22 protein-coding genes are annotated in these 21,212 nt (G+C 67.4%); 10 read left to right on the top strand and 12 right to left on the bottom strand.

Features of this window, described 5'->3' with window-relative positions:
* Positions 1-94: 94 nt before the first annotated feature.
* Both ACSGC5_RS06440 and ACSGC5_RS06435 read left to right on the top strand, forming a co-directional pair.
* Positions 95-793, top strand: a complete 699-nt coding sequence (locus tag ACSGC5_RS06440; RefSeq protein ID WP_434969802.1) for a hypothetical protein — start codon at positions 95-97, stop codon at positions 791-793.
* Positions 794-840: 47 nt separating this feature from the next.
* Complete coding sequence (locus ACSGC5_RS06435) at positions 841-1,767, top strand: 5'-3' exonuclease (RefSeq protein WP_434969801.1); 927 nt, start codon at positions 841-843, stop codon at positions 1,765-1,767.
* On the opposite strand, the gene ACSGC5_RS06430 is transcribed toward ACSGC5_RS06435, so the two are convergent.
* Positions 1,739-3,034 carry an MFS transporter gene (locus tag ACSGC5_RS06430; protein WP_434969800.1) on the bottom strand — a complete coding sequence of 432 codons (1,296 nt, stop codon included), beginning with the start codon at positions 3,032-3,034 and terminating at the stop codon, positions 1,739-1,741. The two genes, ACSGC5_RS06435 and ACSGC5_RS06430, sit on opposite strands and share 29 nt — an antisense overlap.
* A 261-nt stretch (positions 3,035-3,295) precedes the next feature.
* Here ACSGC5_RS06430 and ACSGC5_RS06425 point away from each other — a divergent pair, with 261 nt between their 5' ends.
* A complete protein-coding gene (locus tag ACSGC5_RS06425) occupies positions 3,296-3,628 on the top strand; it encodes a hypothetical protein (protein WP_434969799.1) in 333 nt (110 codons plus the stop codon).
* On the opposite strand, the gene ACSGC5_RS06420 is transcribed toward ACSGC5_RS06425, so the two are convergent.
* The 3 genes from ACSGC5_RS06420 to trpD all read right to left on the bottom strand — a co-directional run bounded on the left by ACSGC5_RS06420 (position 3,576) and on the right by trpD (position 6,441).
* Complete coding sequence (locus ACSGC5_RS06420) at positions 3,576-4,568, bottom strand: PHP domain-containing protein (RefSeq protein WP_434969899.1); 993 nt, start codon at positions 4,566-4,568, stop codon at positions 3,576-3,578. The genes ACSGC5_RS06425 and ACSGC5_RS06420 overlap by 53 nt on opposite strands.
* Positions 4,569-4,734: 166 nt before the next feature.
* Complete coding sequence (locus ACSGC5_RS06415) at positions 4,735-5,217, bottom strand: aromatic ring-opening dioxygenase LigA (protein WP_434969798.1); 483 nt, start codon at positions 5,215-5,217, stop codon at positions 4,735-4,737.
* A 162-nt stretch (positions 5,218-5,379) separates the two neighbouring features.
* A complete protein-coding gene (gene trpD / locus ACSGC5_RS06410; protein ID WP_434969796.1) occupies positions 5,380-6,441 on the bottom strand; it encodes an anthranilate phosphoribosyltransferase in 1,062 nt (353 codons plus the stop codon).
* A 103-nt stretch (positions 6,442-6,544) separates the two neighbouring features.
* On the opposite strand from trpD, the gene ctaE reads away from it, so the two are divergent.
* The 6 genes from ctaE (at position 6,545) to ACSGC5_RS06380 (ending at position 12,549) form a co-directional block, all read left to right on the top strand.
* Positions 6,545-7,189 carry an aa3-type cytochrome oxidase subunit III gene (gene ctaE / locus ACSGC5_RS06405; RefSeq protein WP_434969795.1) on the top strand — a complete coding sequence of 215 codons (645 nt, stop codon included), beginning with the start codon at positions 6,545-6,547 and terminating at the stop codon, positions 7,187-7,189.
* Positions 7,190-7,213: 24 nt separating this feature from the next.
* Positions 7,214-8,017 carry a cytochrome bc1 complex diheme cytochrome c subunit gene (gene qcrC / locus ACSGC5_RS06400; RefSeq protein WP_434969793.1) on the top strand — a complete coding sequence of 268 codons (804 nt, stop codon included), beginning with the start codon at positions 7,214-7,216 and terminating at the stop codon, positions 8,015-8,017.
* Between the two features lie 41 nt (positions 8,018-8,058).
* The gene (gene qcrA / locus ACSGC5_RS06395) at positions 8,059-9,138 is read left to right on the top strand and encodes a cytochrome bc1 complex Rieske iron-sulfur subunit (RefSeq protein ID WP_434969791.1); all 1,080 of its coding nucleotides are present in this window, start codon (positions 8,059-8,061) and stop codon (positions 9,136-9,138) included.
* Positions 9,135-11,009 (top strand): cytochrome bc1 complex cytochrome b subunit, encoded by a 1,875-nt coding sequence (gene qcrB, locus ACSGC5_RS06390; protein WP_434969790.1) that lies wholly within the window; start codon positions 9,135-9,137, stop codon positions 11,007-11,009. Before qcrA ends, qcrB begins: the two co-directional genes overlap by 4 nt.
* Positions 11,010-11,172: 163 nt before the next feature.
* A complete protein-coding gene (locus ACSGC5_RS06385) occupies positions 11,173-11,577 on the top strand; it encodes a rhodanese-like domain-containing protein (protein WP_434969789.1) in 405 nt (134 codons plus the stop codon).
* Between the two features lie 57 nt (positions 11,578-11,634).
* Positions 11,635-12,549 carry a DMT family transporter gene (locus tag ACSGC5_RS06380; RefSeq protein ID WP_434969787.1) on the top strand — a complete coding sequence of 305 codons (915 nt, stop codon included), beginning with the start codon at positions 11,635-11,637 and terminating at the stop codon, positions 12,547-12,549.
* A 68-nt stretch (positions 12,550-12,617) separates the two neighbouring features.
* Here ACSGC5_RS06380 and ACSGC5_RS06375 read toward each other — a convergent pair whose 3' ends face one another.
* The 5 genes from ACSGC5_RS06375 to ACSGC5_RS06355 form a co-directional block, all read right to left on the bottom strand.
* Entirely contained in the window at positions 12,618-13,034 is a 417-nt protein-coding gene (locus tag ACSGC5_RS06375) for a cytochrome c oxidase subunit 4 (RefSeq protein WP_434969786.1), read from the bottom strand.
* Positions 13,035-13,038: 4 nt separating this feature from the next.
* A complete protein-coding gene (gene ctaD, locus ACSGC5_RS06370) occupies positions 13,039-14,805 on the bottom strand; it encodes an aa3-type cytochrome oxidase subunit I (RefSeq protein ID WP_434969785.1) in 1,767 nt (588 codons plus the stop codon).
* Positions 14,805-15,716: an aa3-type cytochrome oxidase subunit II gene (ctaC, locus tag ACSGC5_RS06365; protein WP_434969784.1), complete on the bottom strand. Its 912-nt coding sequence runs from the start codon at positions 15,714-15,716 to the stop codon at positions 14,805-14,807. The genes ctaD and ctaC overlap by 1 nt, the downstream gene beginning before the upstream one ends.
* Positions 15,717-15,856: 140 nt before the next feature.
* Positions 15,857-16,222, bottom strand: a complete 366-nt coding sequence (erpA, locus tag ACSGC5_RS06360) for an iron-sulfur cluster insertion protein ErpA (protein ID WP_434969782.1) — start codon at positions 16,220-16,222, stop codon at positions 15,857-15,859.
* Between the two features lie 85 nt (positions 16,223-16,307).
* Positions 16,308-17,702: a dipeptidase gene (locus ACSGC5_RS06355; protein ID WP_434969781.1), complete on the bottom strand. Its 1,395-nt coding sequence runs from the start codon at positions 17,700-17,702 to the stop codon at positions 16,308-16,310.
* A gap of 46 nt (positions 17,703-17,748) precedes the next feature.
* On the opposite strand from ACSGC5_RS06355, the gene ACSGC5_RS06350 reads away from it, so the two are divergent.
* A complete protein-coding gene (locus ACSGC5_RS06350; protein ID WP_434969779.1) occupies positions 17,749-18,312 on the top strand; it encodes a DUF3043 domain-containing protein in 564 nt (187 codons plus the stop codon).
* Between the two features lie 107 nt (positions 18,313-18,419).
* On the opposite strand, the gene ACSGC5_RS06345 is transcribed toward ACSGC5_RS06350, so the two are convergent.
* The 3 genes from ACSGC5_RS06345 to ACSGC5_RS06335 are packed head-to-tail and all read right to left on the bottom strand — an operon-like array spanning position 18,420 to position 21,183.
* The gene (locus ACSGC5_RS06345; protein WP_434969778.1) at positions 18,420-19,451 is read right to left on the bottom strand and encodes an alanine racemase; all 1,032 of its coding nucleotides are present in this window, start codon (positions 19,449-19,451) and stop codon (positions 18,420-18,422) included.
* A complete protein-coding gene (locus ACSGC5_RS06340; protein WP_434969777.1) occupies positions 19,448-20,161 on the bottom strand; it encodes an alanine racemase in 714 nt (237 codons plus the stop codon). Before ACSGC5_RS06340 ends, ACSGC5_RS06345 begins: the two co-directional genes overlap by 4 nt.
* Positions 20,158-21,183 (bottom strand): sugar-transfer associated ATP-grasp domain-containing protein, encoded by a 1,026-nt coding sequence (locus ACSGC5_RS06335; protein WP_434969775.1) that lies wholly within the window; start codon positions 21,181-21,183, stop codon positions 20,158-20,160. The genes ACSGC5_RS06340 and ACSGC5_RS06335 overlap by 4 nt, the downstream gene beginning before the upstream one ends.
* Positions 21,184-21,212 lie beyond the last annotated feature (29 nt).

The following is a 21,212-nucleotide window of genomic DNA, read 5'->3' as shown; positions in this document are numbered from 1 at the left end:
CATACTCGCGGCTGTCCTCGTGGCGACGGGAGGCATCGCGCAAGCAGCCGCGGCCACGAGTCAATGTGGCAGCGAGTGGATCAGCCAGTGCTCCGTGTCAAATAGCGGGAGCCAGGTCGACGTCGGCGGCACTGCCCACCATCCCGGCACGGGCGGCGGCAACGTTTCCGGTGGCAGCGGCTCCGGTGGCGGGGGCTCCCGCGGCAGCGGCTCGGGAGGTGCCCCCGGATCCGGCACCGGCGGTGAGGCATCCGCCGATGAGGAATGCCCCGACATCGGCTGCCGCGGAGGCTACTCCGTCGTCCTCTATCCCGACGTGACGATCGACGACCTCGCGAGCTTCGTTCCTGCGCGGCCGACCCTCGGTGGCGAGCCCGCCGGTTTCGGCGTCGTGGGGATGCCGACGAACCTCGTCGCAACGGCATCCACCCACAGCCTCACGGGCCCGCTCCTCGGGTGGGACGTCAGCGTGCGGTTCCGCCCGGTCGGATTCGTCTTCGATTACGGCGACGGCGCGACAGTCCGCACCACGACGGGCGGCACGACGTGGGCCGCCCTCGGGCTCCCCCAGTTCAGCCCGACCGCCACGAGCCACGTCTACCGGGAACGCGGCACCTACACGGTGCGCCTGACGCTGCAGTACGCGGCGGACGTGGACTTCGGCAGCGGCTGGCGGCCCGTATCCGGCTACGTGAACGCGCCGGCGCCGCCCTACACGCTCGAGGTGCTGGACGTGCGAACTGCGCTCGTGGAGCGCACCTGCACCGAGAACCCCGGCGGCCCCGGCTGCTGACCGGCTTCGCACCGCAGCCCTCGCCCGCGCCGTGTCAGGATGGGCCGGTGACCGAACGACTGATGCTGCTCGACTCCGCGTCGCTGTACTTTCGCGCGTTCTACGGCGTGCCGGACACGGTCAAGGCGCCGAACGGGATGCCCGTGAACGCCGTCCGCGGATTCCTCGACATGATCGCGAAGCTCGTGACGGCCTACGAACCCACCCACCTCGTGGCCTGTTGGGACGACGACTGGCGCCCGCAGTGGCGCGTCGATCTCATCCCGTCGTACAAGACGCACCGTGTCGTCGAGGTCGTCGCCGGCGCCCCTGACGTCGAAGAGGTGCCCGATCCGCTCGAGGTGCAGGTGCCCCTCATCCGGGAGGCGCTCGCGACCCTCGGCATCCCGATCGTCGGCGCCGCCGAGCACGAAGCCGATGATGTGATCGGCACGCTCGCGACCACCGCCACCATGCCCGTCGACATCGTCACCGGCGACCGGGACCTGTTCCAACTGGTCGACGACGAGCGCGGCATCCGGGTCATCTACACGGCACGCGGCATGAGCAACCTCGAGCTGGTCACCGACGCCACCGTCGTGGCGAAGTACGGCGTGCTGCCCCACCAATACGCGGACTTCGCGACCCTGCGAGGCGACAGTTCGGACGGACTGCCCGGCGTCGCGGGAGTCGGCGAGAAGACCGCCGCCGCGCTCCTGGCGGCGCACGGCGACCTCGCCGGGATCATCGCCGCCGCCGAACGGGGCGAGGGGATGTCCGCGGGGGTCCGCGCGAAGATCCTCGCCGGAGCGGACTACCTCGCCGTCGCGCCGGCCGTCGTCGGCGTCGTCCGAACCCTGGGTCTGCCCCAACCGGATGATCGCCTGCGTCCGCTGGATGACACCCAGCGCACTGCGGCCGTCGAACTCGCCGAGACGTGGTCGCTCGGCAGTTCGGTGGCCCGCGTCATCGAGGCGCTCGCCACGACGCGGTGACGGCAACCAACAGCAGCACGCAGTAGGCGACGACGACCGCAAGGGATGCCACCAGGACGGCATCCCACCCCCCGGTCGCTTCGTGCAACGCGCCCATCGCGGGTGCGGCAAGCGCTGCAACCCCGTACCCACCGCCCTGCACGAGGGCCGACATCCCCGCGGCTTCCGCATCCGACCGGGCGATCGCGACCAGCGTGCTGAAGATCACGACGAACCCGCCCGCATGGCCGATGGCGCCGAAGCTCAACCACACCGCCGCCCACTCCGGTGCCACGAGCATCCCGACGGTGAGCAGGAGCCACGACACGCAGATCGCCACCGCGGGAACGATCCGCGGTGTGAAGCGGGCAAGCAGCGGCACGACGAACGCGCCGACGACGGCGACACCGTGGAAGAACGCCGTCAGCCCTCCCGCAGCGGCGGCGGTGACTCCGAGGTCGTCGGCGATGAGCGTCGGCAACCACGTCGCGAAGCCGTAGTACACGGCTGCCTGCCCCGCGAACGCGAGAAGAAGCATCCACGGCACCGGATGCCGGAACATCGAGCCACCCCGAGCCGCGCCGCGAGCAAGCGGCACCGGGACGGGCCCGGTGAGGGCGTCCGCTTCCCGCTCCCCGACGGATGCTGCACTCTCCCGCGCCGCACCCGAGAACCGTTCGCCCCACAGGTCGCCCTGGGCGGCTGACCGGCGAAGGTGCACACCCCACAGGAGCATCCCGGCGACCGTGATCACCGACCAGGCGAGCAGCGCACAGTTCCAACCGATCACGGCGGCGATCGGCACGGTCAACAGCGATGTCAGCAGCGAGCCGGCGTTCAATGTCGCGACGTAACCCGCCGTGACCAGCGCGACCCGCTCGGGGGCGACGTCGCGGCGGATGATGACAGGGATCACGACGTTGCCGACGGTGATCGACGCGCCGATCACGATCATTCCCGCCAGCATCCACCCGAAGCCGGGGACCGCGCGCAGCAGCGTCCCGATCAGCACTCCCGTGAGGGTGATCATGAGCGCCAGCTCCGCACCGGCACGACGGATGACGAGGGCCGCGACCGGGGTGAGCAGTGCGAACATCAGCACCGGCGCTGTGGTCAGCAACCCCGCGGTGGCCGCCCCGATGCCCAGATCGGTCTCGATCTGCCGGAGGACCGGAGTCGGTGAGACGATGGGACCGCGAAGACTGAGCGCGGCGACCAGGATGCCGGCGACCACGAGCCCCGCAGCGCCTCCCGCGGCGCCAGAGGGGACACGTCGATCGGCAGCCACCCGTCGAGTCTAGGTCGCAGAAGCGGGCGTCCTCCGCCGCCGAAGTTGCAGGAGTGATACCCCCAGGGGTATCCTTGAGACACCACCGAGCCCAGAACGTAGGAAGGACCCCTCATGTGCTCACAGATCCGTTGTTCGTCGTGCGGAAAGATCACCTGGACCGGCTGCGGCATGCACGTCGAGCAGGCCCTTGCCGGCGTGCCGAAGGACCAGCTCTGCACCTGCAACTGACAACCGGGGTCACGCACTGAGGCCGGTCCCATGACCGTTCTTGCCGAGCGCATCGAGGCTGCCCACGACGCAGCTCTCGATGCGCTCACCCACGCGGCGGCCGGCCAGTCCCTCTGCACGCTGGGCCGGGAGCGCCTCAACGCCGCGAAATACCACGAGGGAGCCGTCGTTGCGCTGAGCGATGCGCGGCGGGCGCTGCGCCGCGGAGTCCCTCCCCCGGCGCCGCAGGACTGGGGAGCCGGACCCGTTGCGGCGCAGGCGCAGACCAGCGCCCAGTGGCGCGCCTACCTCATCGGCGGCCGCGATGCCCTCACCGCCGTGTACCAGTCCACTCTCGAAGCCGATCCAGCGACCACGTCGTGACGATCCGCTCCGGCGGCACACCGAGCCGCTCGGCACGTTCTGCACCATGATCCAGGAGCGACAGCTGGCCCGGCGCGTGAGCATCGGAGTCGATCGAGAACAGACACCCCATCTCGAGGGCAAGGACGATGAGGTCGTCCGGCGGGTCCTCGCGTTCCGGGCGGGAATTGATCTCCACCGCAACCGCGTTCTCCGCGCACGCCTGGAAGACGCGAGCCGCGTCGAAGTCGGACGGCGGCCTGGTGCCCCGCTCGCCGCGCACCAGACGCCCGGTCGCGTGCCCGAGCACGTCGATCCTGCCGCTTCGCACCGCGCTCAGCATCCGGGTGGTCATCGGGCCTCGGTCCATGCGCAGCTTCGAGTGCACCGAGGCGACCACGACATCGAGCGAGCGCAGCAGGTCATCCTGCTGATCCAGCGCCCCATCCTCGAGGATGTCGACCTCGATACCCGTGAGCAGCGTGAACCGTTCGTCCCGAAAACCCTCGACGATCGATACCTGCTCGCGGAGCCGCTGCGCCGTCAGTCCGTTCGCCACACGAAGCCGCGGCGAATGGTCCGTCAGCGCCAGGTACTCCCGCCCGAGCGCACGGGCGGCATCGACCATGGTCGCGATCGGCGTCGTGCCGTCCGACCAGTCGGAATGGCTGTGCAGGTCTCCGCGAAGACGCTCACGCAGCGTCGAGGGACGGATGCCTGCTCTCTCGCGCAGGTCCACGAGATAGTCGGGCACGCGGCCCTCCCGCGCCTGGACGATGACCGCGAGGGTCGAGTCGCCGATCCCCTTCCGACGGCGCAGACCCGCGGTGTCCGCGAGCTGCGAATCGTCGAGCCCTTCGATCGCGGCTGCCGCCGCACGAAACGCCTTCGCCTTGTACCGGATCGCCCGCTCTCGCTCGAGAAGCAGGGCGATCTCGATCAGCGCGTCGCGCGGATGCATGCCCTGCTCGCTCATGCGCCCAGCCTGACATGACCGGCAGCGCCTGCGCAGCGCATCGCCAGCGCAGACACGCCGACGGGCGTGGGCCGAGAGCTGTTGCCATCGACCCACGCCCGGGGTGTTCGCTACGTCCGAGAGGCGGTGAGCGCCTCGCGGACAGATCGCGTCACGCCGTGACGGCGGCGCGCTTGACCACGACGGGGGCGCTTGCGAGGCGGTGCAACGCCCAGCCGAACAGGATCGACAGCACGCCGATGCCGATCGCGAAGGCCGAGACACCGAAGCTCACGACCGAGGTGAACAGCGACGCCCGCAAGAACGACGCGTTCATCATGGTCGCGCGCACGGGGTCCTCACGGTCGAGTTCCGCGTACGTGGCGCCGCCGGATGCCTCCAGCGCGTGGTGCTGGATGATGTCGGCCTGGACGTACGCGGTGAAGGGACCGGCGACGGTCTGACCCTGGAAGGCCATCGCATCCTCGGGAATCGTGATGTTCTCGGCGCGCAGCTGGCTCGACACGGTCACCCACACGATGATGCCGACGATGATGAGCAGGGCGCCGCCGACGATGCCGAGGATCCCCACCACCTTCACGAGGCCGAGGTTGCGGGCTGGTGCCTGGACGGTGTCGGTGGCAGCTTCGGACATGGCGGAGGCTCCTTCTGGGGCGTGGTTCGTCAGGGGGATGCGACGGCGTGTCTCACCGTCGTCCTCCACGCTACGGAGCCGCGCCGCATACGGAAAGTGACGTAGGTCCCCCGGGAGCCGGCGCGGCCGGCACCGGCGCCGTTCACTCCCTGGCGACGCGTCTCAGGATGCGAGCGCCGTCGTCGCCGCCGACCAGGCCGCGAGCTTCGCGGATGCGGCGCCCGAATCGATCGCCGCGGCGGCGTCGTCGCGGGCCTCACCGAGGCGCTCGACGATCGGTCGCTGGGCCTGAGCGGCATCCTGCGACAGTCGGTACGCGACGATCCCGGCCGCGGCGTTCAGCAGGACGATGTCGCGGATCGGACCGCCGTCGCCGGCAAGGACGCGGCGCACCACCTCGGCGTTGTGCTCGGGAGTCCCGCCACGCAGGTCATCGAGCGTTGCCAGACGGATGCCGAGATCCCGCGGATCGAGATCGTGTTCGTGGATGTCACCGCGCGAGACCTCCCAGATCCGGCTGTGCCCGGTGGTGGTGAGCTCGTCGAGACCGTCGTCGCCGCGGAACACCAGCGCCGTCGCGCCCCGGGTGCGGAACACGCCCGTGATGAGGGGCACTCGGTCCAGGTGCGCCACACCGACCGCATTCGCCTCCGCACGCGCGGGGTTGCACAGGGGTCCCAGAAAATTGAAGACGGTGGGCACGCCGAGCTCGGCGCGGGTGGCCGCAGCATGCCGGAACCCCGGATGGAACGCCGCCGCGAAGGCGAACGTGATGCCCGCACGATCGAGCACGCCGGCCACTGCATCCGGACTCAGCCCCAGATCGATGCCCAGCGCCGAGAGCACATCCGAGGACCCGGACGCCGAACTTGCCGCCTTGTTTCCGTGCTTGACGACCGGAATCCCGGTGGCAGCGGCGACGATCGACGCCGTCGTGGAGACGTTGACCGTGCGGTGGCGATCGCCGCCCGTTCCGACGATGTCGAGCACATGGGGATCGACCGGAAGCGGCAACGCGGCCTCCAGGATCGCGTCTCGGAACCCGACGATCTCGTCGACCGTCTCCCCCTTGGCGCGCAGCGCGACCAGGAATCCGGCGAGCTGAGACGGGGTCGTCTCCCCCGCCATGATCTGGCGCATCGCCCAGGTGGACTCCGACACGCTGAGGTCGTGCCCCTCCAGGAGTGCGCTGATTATCGACGGCCATGACGGCAGCTGGGTCATGGCTCCGAGCGTAGCGGGGAGGGCAACTGAGGCGCGCCTAAGTCGCACACCACCCGATATCAGTGGTGGCTCATGCGAAACCCCAGGCAAATCTTCAGCCATAATGAAGAGCGTGACCACCAGCTCAGCGACGTACTCCCAGGCCATGCGGTCGGTCAAGCGACCCGATCCGGTCGCAGTCGGAACAATCGTGTGGCTCGGCAGCGAAGTCATGTTCTTCGCCGGCCTCTTCGCGATCTACTTCACACTGCGCAGCACCTCTCCCGAACTCTGGGCCGAAGAGACCCAGCTGCTGAACGTGCCGTTCGCGGCCGTGAACACCACGATCCTGGTGCTCTCGTCGGTGACGTGCCAGATGGGTGTGTTCGCGGCGGAGCGCTTCCAGCCGTACACGATCCGCAAGGCCAACGGACGCCTCAGCTGGGGAATGGTCGAGTGGTTCTGGCTCACCTTCGCCCTCGGCGCCATCTTCGTGTCGGGCCAGGTGTGGGAGTACGCCCAGCTCGTCGCCGAGGGGATGCCCATCCAGGCGAACGCCTACGCCTCCGCGTTCTACCTCACCACCGGGTTCCACGCCCTCCATGTGACCGGCGGCCTCATCGCCTTCCTCCTCGTGATCGGACGCGCCTACGCCGTCAAGAACTTCGGTCGCAAGGAGATGACGTCCTCGATCGTCGTGTCGTACTACTGGCACTTCGTGGACGTCGTCTGGATCGCCCTCTTCTTCGTCATCTACTTCCTCAAGTAACCCGAGCGGAGCTGAATCACCCTCATGGCACGACAGACCAACCGCCGCTCGAACGGACGCCGCAGCCCCTGGGCCGCGACCGCTCTCATCGGCATCGGACTGCTCATCACCGGCGGCGTCTACGCGGGCGCCTCCGCCGCGATGGCCGCGACCGAGCCCGAGAGCACCTCCGCATCCACTCTCACGATCGAGGACGGAAAGCTCCTCTTCCAGGCCAACTGCGCCACCTGCCACGGACTGGATCTTCAGGGCACCGAGAACGGCCCGTCGCTGTACGGCGTCGGTGCGATCGCGGTCGACTTCCAGGTCGGCACGGGTCGTATGCCCCTCCAGATGCAGGGCCCGCAGGCTCCCCAGAAGCCGGTGCAGTTCACGGATGAGCAGATCCTCGCGATGGCCAACTACGTGCAGTCCGTGGCTCCGGGTCCGGACTTCCCCGACCCCGAGATCCTCGACGGCGAAGGTGACATCGCCCGCGGTGCGGAGCTGTTCCGCATCAACTGCGCGATGTGCCACAACGTCGCGGGCGCCGGTGGCGCCCTCACCGAAGGCAAGTACGCACCGGCTCTGACCGATGTCAGCGCGCTGCACATCTACGCCGCGATGGTCACCGGACCCCAGAACATGCCGGTGTTCAACAACATGTACCTGACCGACGAAGACAAGCGCGACATCATCTCGTCTTTGCTGTACACCCAGCAGACCGAGTCCCCCGGCGGGTTCAAGCTCGGGTCTCTCGGACCGGTCGCCGAAGGCCTGTTCATCTGGATCTTCGGCATCAGCACCCTGATCGCCATCACCGTGTGGATCACGGCGAAATCCAACTGATCCCGCACGCCGAATACGCAGCAAGACGCTAGAGGAGCACCATGGCACACGAGGACGACCCGCACGACCTCGACAGGGCGTCGTACCAGCCCTCGTCGGGGACGGCCGTCGCCGTCACCGACCCCGTGCGTAACCCTGAGCTTCCGCCTCATCGCGTGCGGATGACCGACAAGGACCCGGCCGCGATGAAGCGCGCCGTGCGCACGATCTACACGCTCTTCTACATCTCGGTCGCAGGATCGCTGTGGGCGGTCGCCGCCTACATGATCTTCCCGATCGAGAGCGGCGAGATCCCCGCGATCCGTGACAACAATCTCTTCGTCGGTCTCGGCATCGCCCTCGCGCTGCTGGCGATCGGCGTCGCGGCCATCCACTGGTCCAAGGCTGTGATGTCCGACAAGGAGCACACGGAGGCCCGCCACCCCACGCGCGGCACCGATGCGACTCGTGCCGGAGCGGTCGCCGTCTTCGAAGCAGCGAACGAGGAGTCCGGGTTCGGTCGCCGCACCGTCATCCGCGGTGGCCTCTTCGCGGCGCTCATCGCGTCGATCCTCCCCGCGATCACGCTGTTCCGTGGCCTCGCCCCCGAGTCCACGCCGGAACGTCCGCACGCGGGCGACCCCGTCTTCCTGCTCAGCCACACGATGTGGAAGCCCGGGATGCGGCTCGCCAAGGACCCCGAGGGAACGCCGATCAAGGCATCCGAAGTGACCCTCGGCTCCGCCGTGCACGTCATCCCCGAGCCGCTCGCCGACCTCAGCCACGAGGACGGATACCTGGAGGAGAAGGCCAAGGCGATCGTCCTGCTGGTCAGGATGCTTCCCGAGCAGATCACCGAGACCCCCGAGCGGGCGAGCTGGTCGTACGACGGCATCGTCGCGTACTCGAAGGTCTGCACGCACGTCGGCTGCCCCGTGGCCCTCTACGAGCAGCAGACCCACCACCTGCTGTGCCCGTGCCACCAGTCGCAGTTCGACGTCTCGGACGGCGCCAAGGTCATCTTCGGCCCGGCTGCCCGTCCGCTGCCGCAGCTGCCCATCGAAGTGGATGACGAGGGTTACCTCGTCGCGCAGAGCGACTTCACCGAACCCGTCGGCCCGAGCTTCTGGGAGCGCCATTGAGCACCGCCACCGCTACTGACGAGACGGCCGTCGGTACCACCAGGGAAAAGCCGCTCGGCGGCCGCTTCGTCGGCGCCACCGCCAACTACATCGACGAGCGCACCAGCCTCTCCGGCCTGGTCAAGGAGCTCGGACGCAAGATCTTCCCCGACCACTGGTCGTTCATGCTCGGTGAGATCGCGCTGTGGAGCTTCGTGGTCGTCCTGCTGTCGGGGACGTTCCTGACGTTCTTCTTCCAGGCCTCGATGGTGCCGACGCACTACACCGGCGCCTACATCCCGATGCGCGGCGTCGAGATGTCCGCGGCGCTGGACTCGACTCTGCGGATCTCGTTCGACATCCGTGGCGGCCTGCTCGTCCGCCAGATCCACCACTGGGCCGCGCTCGTGTTCATCGCCGGCATCGGCGTGCACATGCTGCGCGTGTTCTTCACCGGCGCCTTCCGCAAGCCCCGCGAGCTCAACTGGCTCATCGGCTTCGTGCTGTTCGTCCTCGCGATGGGTGAGGGCTTCACCGGCTACTCCCTCCCCGACGACCTGCTCTCGGGCAACGGTCTTCGCATCATCGACGGCATGATCAAGGGCATCCCGCTGATCGGTACCTGGACCTCGTTCCTGCTGTTCGGCGGCGAGTTCCCCGGGATGCAGATCGTGGGTCGCCTCTACACGCTGCACATCCTGCTGCTGCCGGCGATCCTGGTCGCGCTCCTCGCGGCGCACCTGATCCTCATGATCGTGAACAAGCACACGCAGTTCGCCGGCCCCGGCCGCACGAACGACAACGTCGTGGGCTACCCGATGCTGCCGGTCTACGCCTCGAAGATGGGCGGGTTCTTCTTCATCGTCTTCGGCGTCATCGTGCTGATCGCGTCTTTGTTCACGATCAACCCCATCTGGAACTACGGGCCGTACGACCCGTCGCCGGTGTCGGCGGGCACGCAGCCTGACTGGTACATCGGCTTCGCCGACGGTGCGCTGCGTCTCGTGCCCCCGCACCTGGAGACGGTGTTCTGGGATCACACCTGGTCGTGGAACATCATCCTCCCGATCACCGTCCTGGTGCTGTTCATCGCCCTGGTTGCGTTCTACCCGTTCATCGAGGCGTGGATCACCGGCGACAAGCGCGAGCACCACATCGCGCAGCGTCCGCGCAACGCCCCGACCCGCACCGCGATCGGCGCCGCGGGCGTGACGTTCTACGCCGTGCTGTGGGCGGCGGCGTCGTCCGACATCATCGCCACCCACTTCTGGGTCACGATGGAAGGCGTCATCCACACGCTGCAGGTCCTGCTGTTCGTCGGACCCGTCATCGCGTACTTCGTGACCAAGCGGATCGCGATCGCCCTGCAGAAGAAGGATCGTGAGATCGCACTGCACGGCTACGAGTCCGGCCGCATCGTCCGCCTCCCCGGCGGCGAGTACATCGAGGTTCACCAGCCCGTCGACGAGTACGAGCGCTGGAAGCTCGTGGACTTCGAGACCTACGAACCGCTGGTGGTGCGCCCGAACTCTCGCGGGACGATCCCGTGGCACCAGAACTTCCGCGCGGCGCTGTCGCGGTGGTTCTTCGAGGACCGCCTCGCACCGGTGACGCAGGCCGAGATCGACGAGGCGCTCTCGCACCAGCATCACGAACTCGACCACATTGCCGAGCAGGAGGATGCGGAGATCCAGGCGATGCACGAGCGCGCCGGGGTTCCGGATGCTCCGCACCACCCGATCACCGACGGCAAGCAGTCCGAGACGGCTGTTCGCCCGACGAACGTGATCGTCACTGACCAGGTCGTGGAGAACACGGCTGCCGATAAGGGCACGTCGAACACGGATGTCGATCCTGACGACGACGTTCACCCCAGCGGCGACACGAAGTAGTCCCGAATCAACCAGTGCGCGGGCCCGGCATCCACGGATGTCGGGCCCGCGCCGTTGCCCGCATCTCACTGCAGCGGGCAATGGCAGGATCCGGCCGAAACGTGGCCGCAGGAGGGTGCCTGCGGCGCTCTCAATGTCATGACTTGCCTCTAGTGTCGGCATCATGAGCAGCGCAGACTTCTTCGCCACCCGCCTCGCCCACGAGACCGATCCGTCGGACGTGTACGCCGCTCAGAAGGCCGGAGAAGACATCGTGCTCGTCGATGTGCGCGGCGTCGACGCCTGGCGCCAGGGACGCATCACCGGCGCGATCCATATGCCCTACCGCGAGATCGCGGAGCGCGCCCCGCGCGAGATTGCCCCGGACGCCACTGTCGTCGTGTACTGCTGGAGCCCGGGCTGCAACGCCGGCGTCAAGGGGGCGCTCGAGTTCGCAAAGCTCGGCTACGCGGTCAAGGAGATGATCGGGGGGTTCGAATACTGGGCACGGGAAGGCCAGCCGACCGAGAACGATGACGGTCCGCTCCCCCGCGAGTTCGACCCGCTCGTGATGATCGTGCGCCGGTGAACGAGGGGTCCGATTCCCGCCAGTGCCCTGGCCGCCCCGGCGAGTAGCGTGACCGTCGTGTCCTCGTCGCCGACTCTCGCGCCAGCGCGCTCCAGCACCGTGGTCCTCATGTTCGCGGCGCTGTCGCTGGTGTGGGGAGCGAGTTTCCTCTTCATGAAGGTTGCGGTTGACTCCTTCGACCCTGCTCAGGTGGCTCTGGGACGCATCATCCTGGGCTCCGTGACGCTCGCCGCGATCATGACGCTCACGCGTCGACGGTGGCCGCGAGAGAGACGCCTGTGGCTGCACATGATCGTCGTCGCAGTCTTCTTCTGCATCGTGCCCTTCCTGCTGTTCGCGTGGGCCGCTCAGAGCCTGCCGTCGGGATTGTCGGCCATCCTGAACGCGACCACACCGTTGTGGACGATGCTCGTTGCCGTCGTCGTTCTTCCGAGCGAGCGGATGACGGCACGGCGACTGATCGGGGTGATCATCGGCGCTGTCGGTGTCGCGATTGTCATGGGCATCTGGGACGTTGTCACCTCCCCCGAGTTCACGGCATCGCTTCCCGCGCAGCTCGCCTGCCTGGGGGCCACCGCGTCCTACGGCATCGCCCTGGGGTGGATGCGGCGCTTCATCACGGGAACCCACAACCATGACAGCGTCACGATCGCGTCGACGCAGATGGCTGTCGCAGGCGTACTCGCCCTGGTGCTCGTGCCCGCCATCGGCCTCGCGCCCGTCGCATGGGCTCCCGCGCCGATTCTGGCGCTCCTGGCCCTCGGGTGCCTCGGGACCGGAATCGTCTATGTCTGGAACACACGAGTCGTCAGCGAATGGGGCGCGGTCGGCGCGTCAACCGTCACCTACGTGATCCCCGTGGTCGGCGTGGCACTCGGGATCATCGTGCTCGGAGAACGGTTCACACTGAACGAGCTCATCGGCGCCGTCATCGTGATCGGCGGCGTACTCCTCGTTCAACGCGCCCGCTGATCAGCGTCTAGCCCCGCCGGGCCCAGACGTCGAGCGCGCAGCGCGGAAGAGCGCGCTCCGCGCGGTACTCAGCGAGCGAAGTAGCCGCGGTAGTACTCGTAGACCCAACCGACGATCGCGACCAGGAAGATACCGAACCCGATCGGCACCATCCACGCGCCCACCGAGAGACCGATGATGGCGATCGCTGCCGAGAAAGCGAGCACAATCGGCCACCACGACCACGGGCTGAACTCACCGATCTCGGGGTCGCCGTCGTCGATGTCTGCCGTGAGGGTGTCCTCGGGCAGCTCGCCGCCCTGAGCGCGTCGAACCGCACCGGTGTAGAAGGCGATCAGTGCGCCCATGAGGGCAGTGAAGATTAGCGCGATCGTGCCGACCCACTCGACGTTGCCGTACCAGAAAAGGCTCCAGATCGTGTAGACGACACCGACGAGAGCGAAGAAGCCCGCCAGAATCCACCAGAGCGCGACGTTGGTACGCATCGGACTACTTCACCTTCCCATCGGCAAGATCCACAACCGGTGTGTGCGGAGCATCCTTCGCCGGGCCGACACCAACCGTCATCGGCGCAGCTTCCGGGTGGTTGAGGTCGAACGCCGGGCGTTCGCTGCGGATGCGCGGGATCGACGTGAAGTTGTGGCGCGGCGGCGGGCACGAAGTGGCCCACTCGAGCGATCCACCGTAACCCCACGGGTCGTTGACCGTGACCTTGGGCGCCTTCCGAGCGGTGATCCACACATTCAGCAGGAACGGAATCATCGAGACCGCGAGGAGCATGGCACCAACTGTCGACAACTGGTTCTGCCACGTGAATCCGTCAGCTTCCGCGTAGTCAGCGTAGCGGCGGACCATACCTTCGACACCCAGCCAGTGCTGGACGAGGAAGGTCATGTGGAAGCCGATGAACAGCAGCCAGAAGTGCACGTACCCGAGGCGCTCGTTGAGCATCCGGCCTGTCCACTTCGGCCACCAGAAGTAGAAGCCGGCGAACATCGCGAACACGACGGTTCCGAAGATGACGTAGTGGAAGTGCGCGACGACGAAGTACGAGTCCGACAGTGCGAAGTCCAGCGGCGGCGACGCGAGGATGACACCGGTCAGCCCACCGAAGACGAACGAGACGAGGAAGCCGAGCGCGAAGGTCATCGGTGTCTCGAAGGTCACCGACCCTCGCCACATCGTTCCGATCCAGTTGAAGATCTTCACGCCTGTCGGGACGGCGATGAGCATGGTCATCAGGGCGAAGAACGGCAGCAGCACCGAGCCGGTGACGTACATGTGGTGCGCCCACACAGCGACCGAGAGAGCGGCGATCGCGATCGTCGCGTACACGAGCGTCTTGTAACCGAAGATCGGCTTGCGGCTGAAGACCGGGAAGATCTCGGACACGATGCCGAAGAACGGCAGCGCGATGATGTACACCTCGGGGTGACCGAAGAACCAGAACAGGTGCTGCCACAGCAGCACGCCCCCGTTCTGTGGGTCGTAGATGTGCGCACCGAGCACGCGGTCGGCGGCGGCGGCGAAGATCGCGGCGGCCAGCACCGGGAAGGCCATGAGGATCAGGATGCTCGTGATGAGCGTGTTCCAGGTGAAGATCGGCATGCGCCACATCGTCATGCCGGGTGCGCGCATCGTGATGACGGTGGTGATGAAGTTCACGGCACCGAGAATCGTTCCGAAGCCGCTCATGCCGAGCCCGAGCATCCAGAGATTACCGCCGACGCCTGGTGAGAAGGATGCGTTCGCGAGTGGTTGATACGCGAACCAGCCGAAGGAAGCCGCGCCCTGCGGGGTCAGGAAGCCGGAGATCGCAATGATCGACCCGAACAGGAACAACCAGAACGCGAAAGCGTTCAGGCGCGGGAACGCGACGTCAGGTGCACCGATCTGCAGCGGCAGGATCGCGTTGGCAAAGCCCGCGAACAGAGGCGTCGCGAACATGAGCAGCATGATCGTGCCATGCATCGTGAACAGCTGGTTGTACTGCTCTTTGGTCGGCAAGACCTGCATGCCCGGCTCGAACAGCTCGGCACGGATGATGAGCGCCATCACGCCGCCGAGCAGGAAGAACAGGAACGACGCGATCAGGTACATGTACCCGATCGTCTTGTGGTCAGTGGAGGTGATCCACTTGACGATGATGTTGCCCTTTTGCTCGACGCGCGAGGACGACATCAGCGCCGCCTGGCGTGCGGGCAGAGTGCGCGGGCGCGACGAGTCCGCGTCCTGAAGCGGCAGCGTGGTGGCCATCACTCGTTCCCCTCATCTGACTGCTGGACCGAGGGATCCGTGGGATCGTTCGGCGTGTTCTGCAGGCGGTCGTATGCGTCGTTGATGTCGCCGGTCTGACCCTTTGCCTCGAGACTTGCGAGGTAGTCCTCGTACTCCTCGGCGCTCACGACCTTGACGTTGAAGAGCATCATCGAGTGGTACTCACCACAGAGCTCGGCGCACTTGCCGGCGTAGGTGCCCTCTCGGGTCGGGGTGAAGGACCAGAAGTTGTCCTTCCCGATGTACATGTCCTTCTTGTAGAGGAAGTCGATGATCCAGAAGGAGTGGATGACATCGCGCGACTGCAGCTTGATCTGCACCGTCTGGTCGACGGGCAGGTACAGCGTCGGCAGCTGCTCCTGGTCGATGTCGCCGTTCTTATCGGGCTGAGCCTGGATGCCCATCGTCCAAACGGCGTCGGAGTTGTCCTCCTCGTCGCCGTTGTACTGGAAGTCCCACGCCCACTGCTTGCCGATGGCGGTGATCGACACGTCGGGGTCTTCGTACTGCGTCTCGATGATCGCCTGGTCCCGCGCGGTGAAGGCGAAGAAGCCCAGCACCAGGATGAACGGCACGACCGTGTAGAAGATCTCGATCGGCATGTTGTAGCGCAGCTGCACCGGCAGGCCCGTCTGCCCCTTGCGGCGACGGTAGGCGATGGCTGCCCATCCCATGAGCGCCCAGGTGACGACACCGACGGCGAGCAGGACGATCCACGAGTTCACCCAGAGTCCGGAGACCATTTCGGTGTGATTGGTCGCGGGAGTTCCGTCCTCGACGAAGCCCGGGAGATACCCGTTGAGCTCCGTCGGCGTGCATCCTGCGAGCACCACGGCCGCGGCGGCACCAACCGGTAGAAGAACCCAGCGGAGTCGGCGATTGGAGGGCACAGGCGCACCTTTCCACGTTGCGAAGTGTGACTGTGGTCAGTCTAGGGCAACCTCACACCTCCTTGAGGCCAACCACTCAGCATCCGGTCACTTTCGGGGTACTGAAGGTCAGCCTTCCGGGAGGCTGAAGCTTGGGAGGGTCAGTGGAAGCTGTCACCACACGCGCAGCTACCCTGCGCGTTGGGGTTGTCGATCGTGAAACCCTGCTCGGAGATCGTGTCCTTGAAGTCGATCGTGGCACCGTCGAGGTAGGGCACGCTCATGTCGTCGACGATGACTTCCACGCCATCGAAGTCGACGGTCTTGTCGCCGTCGAGATAGCGCTCGTCGAAGTACAGCTGGTAGATGAGACCGCTGCATCCGCCGGGCTGCACGGCCACGCGAAGACGCAGGTCGTCGCGGCCTTCCTGATCGAGCAGGCTCTTCACCTTGGCGGCCGCGGCGTCCGTGAGCGCGACGCCGTGCTCGCGCGCGGTCTGGTCCGTGGTCAGTGCGGTGTCGGTCATGACTCTCCTTATCGGCTGGTGCCGTCGGGGTGGATGCTGAAATTCTACGCCCGCTCCCACGGCACACGGCGGGCACGCCTCCGAATCAGAGGGTGCGCGCGTCCAGCTTCGCCAGCAGAAGGGCTTCCGAGATCAGCGCGTTACGGAAGGTGTCGAGGTGCAGGGACTCGTTGGGGCTGTGAGCGCGAGAGTGCGGATCCTCGACTCCCGTGACGAGGATCTGCGCTCCCGGGAACTCCCGCACGAGGTCGGCGATGAACGGGATCGACCCACCGACGCCGATATCGACCGGTTCGACCCCGTACCCCTCGGTGAGCGCCTCACGCACGTCCTGCACCGCCCACCCGGAGGTGTCGACGAGGAACGGGTCGCCCAGGTCGACATCGAAGAACTCCACCTGCGCGCCGAACGGCGCGTGAGCGCGAAGGTGCGCCTCCAACGCCGCGTAGGCATCGGCGGCCGACTGACCGGGCGCCACACGCGCGCTGATGACGACAGTCACCTCCGGGGCGAGTGTGTTCGACGCCGATGCCACGTCGGTGGCGTCGATCCCGATCACGGTGATCGACGGCTCGTTCCAGATCCGACCGATGATCGATCCGCGGCCGATCGGGGCGACGCCGTCGATCAGCCCGGTCTCCGACCGCAACGTGCTCTCGCTGTACTCGGGAGTCTCCGCCTCGCGAGAGGCCAAGCCCTCCACCGCAACGGCGCCCTCGGCATCCCACAGCGTGGCAAGGAGCGTGATGGTCGCGAGCATGGCATCGGGGACCGCTCCCCCGAACATTCCCGAGTGCGATGCGTGCTCGAGGGTGCGCACGCGCATCGAGAATCGCGCATTGCCACGCAGGGAGACGGTCAGGCCCGGCGTCCGGTCGTCCCAGTTGCCGGAGTCGGCGACCACGATGACGTCGGATCTGAGCGCGTCGGCGTTGTCTCGGAGGAACTGAGCGAACGAGCGCGAGCCGTACTCCTCCTCCCCCTCGATGAACAGCGCCAGCCCCACATCGAGGTCGGGCCCGAGCGCGTCGGTGAGCGCGCGGATCGCACCGATGTGCACCATGATCCCCGCCTTGTCGTCGGCGGCGCCCCGGCCGTACAAGCGACCGTCGCGCACGGTCGGCTGGAACGGCGGTGTCTCCCAGAGCGCCTCGTCGCCCACAGGCTGTACGTCGTGGTGCGCGTACAGCAGGACTGTGGGACGTCCGTTCCGAGCGGCACGGGTGGCCAGCACGGCGGGCTGCCCGAGCTCGTCAGTGCCGGGAATCGCCGCCCGCTTCACCGTGACGGAATCGAAGACGCCCGTGCCCTCTGCCAGGGCCGCGACGGCTTCGGCGCTGCGCACCAGCTGCTGCTGGTCCATCGACGGCCACGCGATCGACGGGATCCGCACCAAATCGCCCAGATCGGCCAGCGCGCGGGGGATGCCGGCCTCGGCGGCGTCACGGACAGCATCGGAGCGGGCGGCGTTATCAGTCATGCGGGTAATCTTAAGGACTACCCGCAACGCGACACCGAGGATCATCGTGGCCAAGACCCCCGCCCCCGAGGCACCGAACGGCGCGTCGACGTCGACCGCCGGGAAAGGTCGGGCAACGCCGACCCGCGCCGAGCGGGAAGCCGCCCGCAAGCGCCCGCTCGTTCCGGATACGAAGGAAGCGAAGGCGCAGCGCAAGGCAGAACTCGCCGCCGCTCGCGAACGCGCGCGCATCGGCATGGCCAATGGCGAGCAGAAGTACCTACCGGCGCGCGATCAGGGTCCGCAACGCAAGTTCGTCCGCGACTTCGTCGACGCCGGCTGGCACCTGGGCGAGGCCGTCATGCCGGCGATGGTCGTGGTCATCATTGCGACCTTCATCCCGCTGAACTTCATCCAGTACTGGTCGTTCGTCGCCCTGTGGCTGTTCATCTTCTTCGTCATCGGCGACATGATCATCACCTCGATCCGCGTCAAGCGCGCGGTGCGCGACAAGTTCGGCGCATCCAAGGTCGAGAAGGGTCTCGGTTGGTACGCGGCGATGCGCAGTGTTCAGATGCGCTTCATGCGGCTCCCCAAGGCCCAGGTGCGACGGGGTCAGTACCCCTCCTGATCTGTGGGTTCGCTGCGCGGGGGCGTTGGGTGTAGTCCGCTCAGCTCACCGGATGCCACGCCACGACGCCCGCCGCTGCGCCCACCGCGGCCGCAGGCGCGGGGTGATCACACGTAGAGGCGCGGAACGAGCGGCGATACCCGCACGATGATCTCTTCACCGACAGTGCCGATCGCCTCGGCCAGAGTCGTCACGCTCGACTCGCCGTGGGTCCCCGGGCCGAACACGAAGACGTCCTCGCCCGGCGCGGCGCCTGGCCACGGCTCGACCACCATGCATGCCGGGCCGATCTCGCGCACGGCGCGCGGACCAGCCGCGGTTCCGACGGACATCCGACCAGCGAGCGTCGAGGGCAGCCCGTCGAGCGCCCCGTAGGCGACTTCCACCCCGGCCTCGCCCACGCCAGAGACGGTGGCGATCAGCGTCGCCGCCGGCACGATGCCGAGAAGATCGGGTCCGCCGGTCGAACGGATGCCGTAGCTGAACGCGCCGAATCGCACGAGATCGAACCGGAACTCAGGACGTGCGAATGCGGCAGCGCTGGCGGCCAGGTGCCGCACCTCGGGCCGCAGGCCGGCCTGTTCGGCGATGCGGACCGCGTCGAGAAACAGCGCCCGGGACTGGTCGTCGTCCTCGTCGCTGGTCTCGGCGATATGGCTCCACAACCCGGCGACCCGGATGTCGCCCCGCTCCTCGAGCGCTGCGGCGCGCGCCACGAACGCCGGCCAGTCCTCCGGGCGGACGCCGTTGCGGTGGAGGCCCGTGTCGACCTTCAGGTGCACCGCGGCGGCCCGCCCGGCCGAGACGACCGCGACATCCTCCAGGTAGGCAGCGTCGCCCACGCCGAGCTCGATGCCCGCATCCAGCGCAATGGCGATCTCGGGCTGGGTGATGGTCACCCAGGAGAAGATCCGCGCATCGGCGCCCGCCGCCGCCCTCGCACGAACGCCCATCGGCACGTCGAAGGCGCCGAACCAGCGCACCCCGTGTGCGGCGGCGGCCGCCACGACGCGATCGACACCGTGACCATACGCGTCGTTCTTGACCACGAGCATGTACTCCGCCGGCGCGATCCGCTCGCGCAGCACATCGATGTCTGCCAGCAGCCGCGCCAGATCGACGACCATCCGCGCGCTCACTCGACCACCTCCCGCGGCAGCCGCAGGCCCAGGGCACAGACGAGTTCGGCCGCGGTGAGCCCGCTTGCCGCCACCCATGTCGCCAATGCGGGTCCGGCCGGACCCGCACCGCCGAAGTAGACCACCTCATCACCGCGGGCGCTCTGAGCGTCACCGATGTCGACAACGCACACGTCCATCGCGACGCGCCCGACGATCGGGTGGAGCGCGCCGCGGATCTCGACGGTCGCGCGGTTGCCGAGGGACCGCGCGACGCCCTGGCCGAAACCGCCCGAGACCAGAGCGATCCGGGTGTCCTCGGGCGCGATGTGCGTGTAGTTGTACGAGACGCCCTCGCCGGCGCGCAGCGCTTTGATCGAGAGCACGGATCCGACCAGACTCATGACCGGTCGCGACACGCTGTCTCCGGCGCCGAGGGGCGAGAGCTCCACCCCCGGGAGCCCGAAGACACGTGCCGGCTCGAGGGTGACCTCGCCGCCGACAGCCGTGATCCCCGCGGCGGCAGCCGTCGGTACGGATGCCGGATCCAGCTGCGCGGCACGGATGCCGAGGGGCGCGAGCACCTCGACGACGAACCCCACACCGTGGCCGTACGCGTCGCGTCGGAGATCGGCGACAGCATCCGTTCCCCCCGTCTCGAGCGCGTGCGTCGCGCCGTCGACGAGCGCCGAACGGCTCAGCCGCACGCGCGGCCCGGTGGGACTGATCAAAAGCCCATCGCCTTCTGGTACCGCGGACGGTGGCCGGTGCGTACGCCGAGCACGCTGGGCTTGTTCTCGTAGACCCCCGTCGCCCAGTTGCCTTCGATCAGCACGGGGCCGGTGGGAGTCACCGCGACGTCCCACCCGACATACTGCACCTGCGGGACGTGGCGAGCGACCTTGTCGACGAACGCGATGACCTCGTCGAACATCGGAAGTTGGAACTCCGCGATCGGATATCCCGAGTCCGGGTGGTACTTGTGGACGTGCCCGTGCGAGTCGTACCCGTCACCCAGGGCGGCTCCGGTCTCCGGATCGAGCATCGTGTAGAACCCGCCGAAGTCCATCTGATCGGCGACCTGACCGCGACCGAACTTCTGCGCAATCGCCAGAATGTGGGTCTTCTCGCCGTCGAAGAAGGCCGCGACGCGTGTCGAGTTGACGGTGCCGGCGCAGACCGCGGCGACATCCGGATGCTGAGTGATGTTCTCTTCGATCAGCAGCTCACCCCGCGCGCGCAGTTGCGCGTGGAAGTCATCCCAGTCCTCGATCTGCGCAGAGTAGTACCGGTTGATCGCGGCGCCCGAGCGCCCGGCCTGCTTCTTCGTGATCAGCACCGGATGCGCCTGGCCGAAGGCGCGCAACTGGTCGACGTTGTCATCGTCGACCATCATCCAGTCCCGTCCCAGATACTCCGAGAAGACCCGGTCGAACTCCCACTTGTCGTAGAAGATCCCGCGGTACTCCGGGTCATCGAAGGTGTACGAGTACTTGTTCGAGTGCGGGTGGGTCATCATCGTCCGCCGCTCTCGGCGGTTCAGGATCGCGAAGTCGTAGTCGACGTAGTCCTGGAATCCCACCTGATGGAACGTCGCCTGCCAGAACATGTCCAGGACGATCAGCGGCGTCCACTTATGGAACTGGGCGGACACCTCGCGGGCGCGCTCGATGACCGAAGGCAGGTCGATGACCTTCAACCGGGCGACCATGTATCCGAAACGGGACCCCAGTCCCCGTTCCCGTGATGCCACGGCTGTCTCCTTTCTGCGGCGCTTCTCGC

Source organism: Microbacterium sp. bgisy207 (assembly GCF_965345035.1).
Taxonomy (GTDB): Bacteria; Actinomycetota; Actinomycetes; order Actinomycetales; family Microbacteriaceae; genus Microbacterium.
Note: the sequence above shows the minus strand (reverse complement) of the source record. Positions and strands in the feature narration are given on the sequence as shown.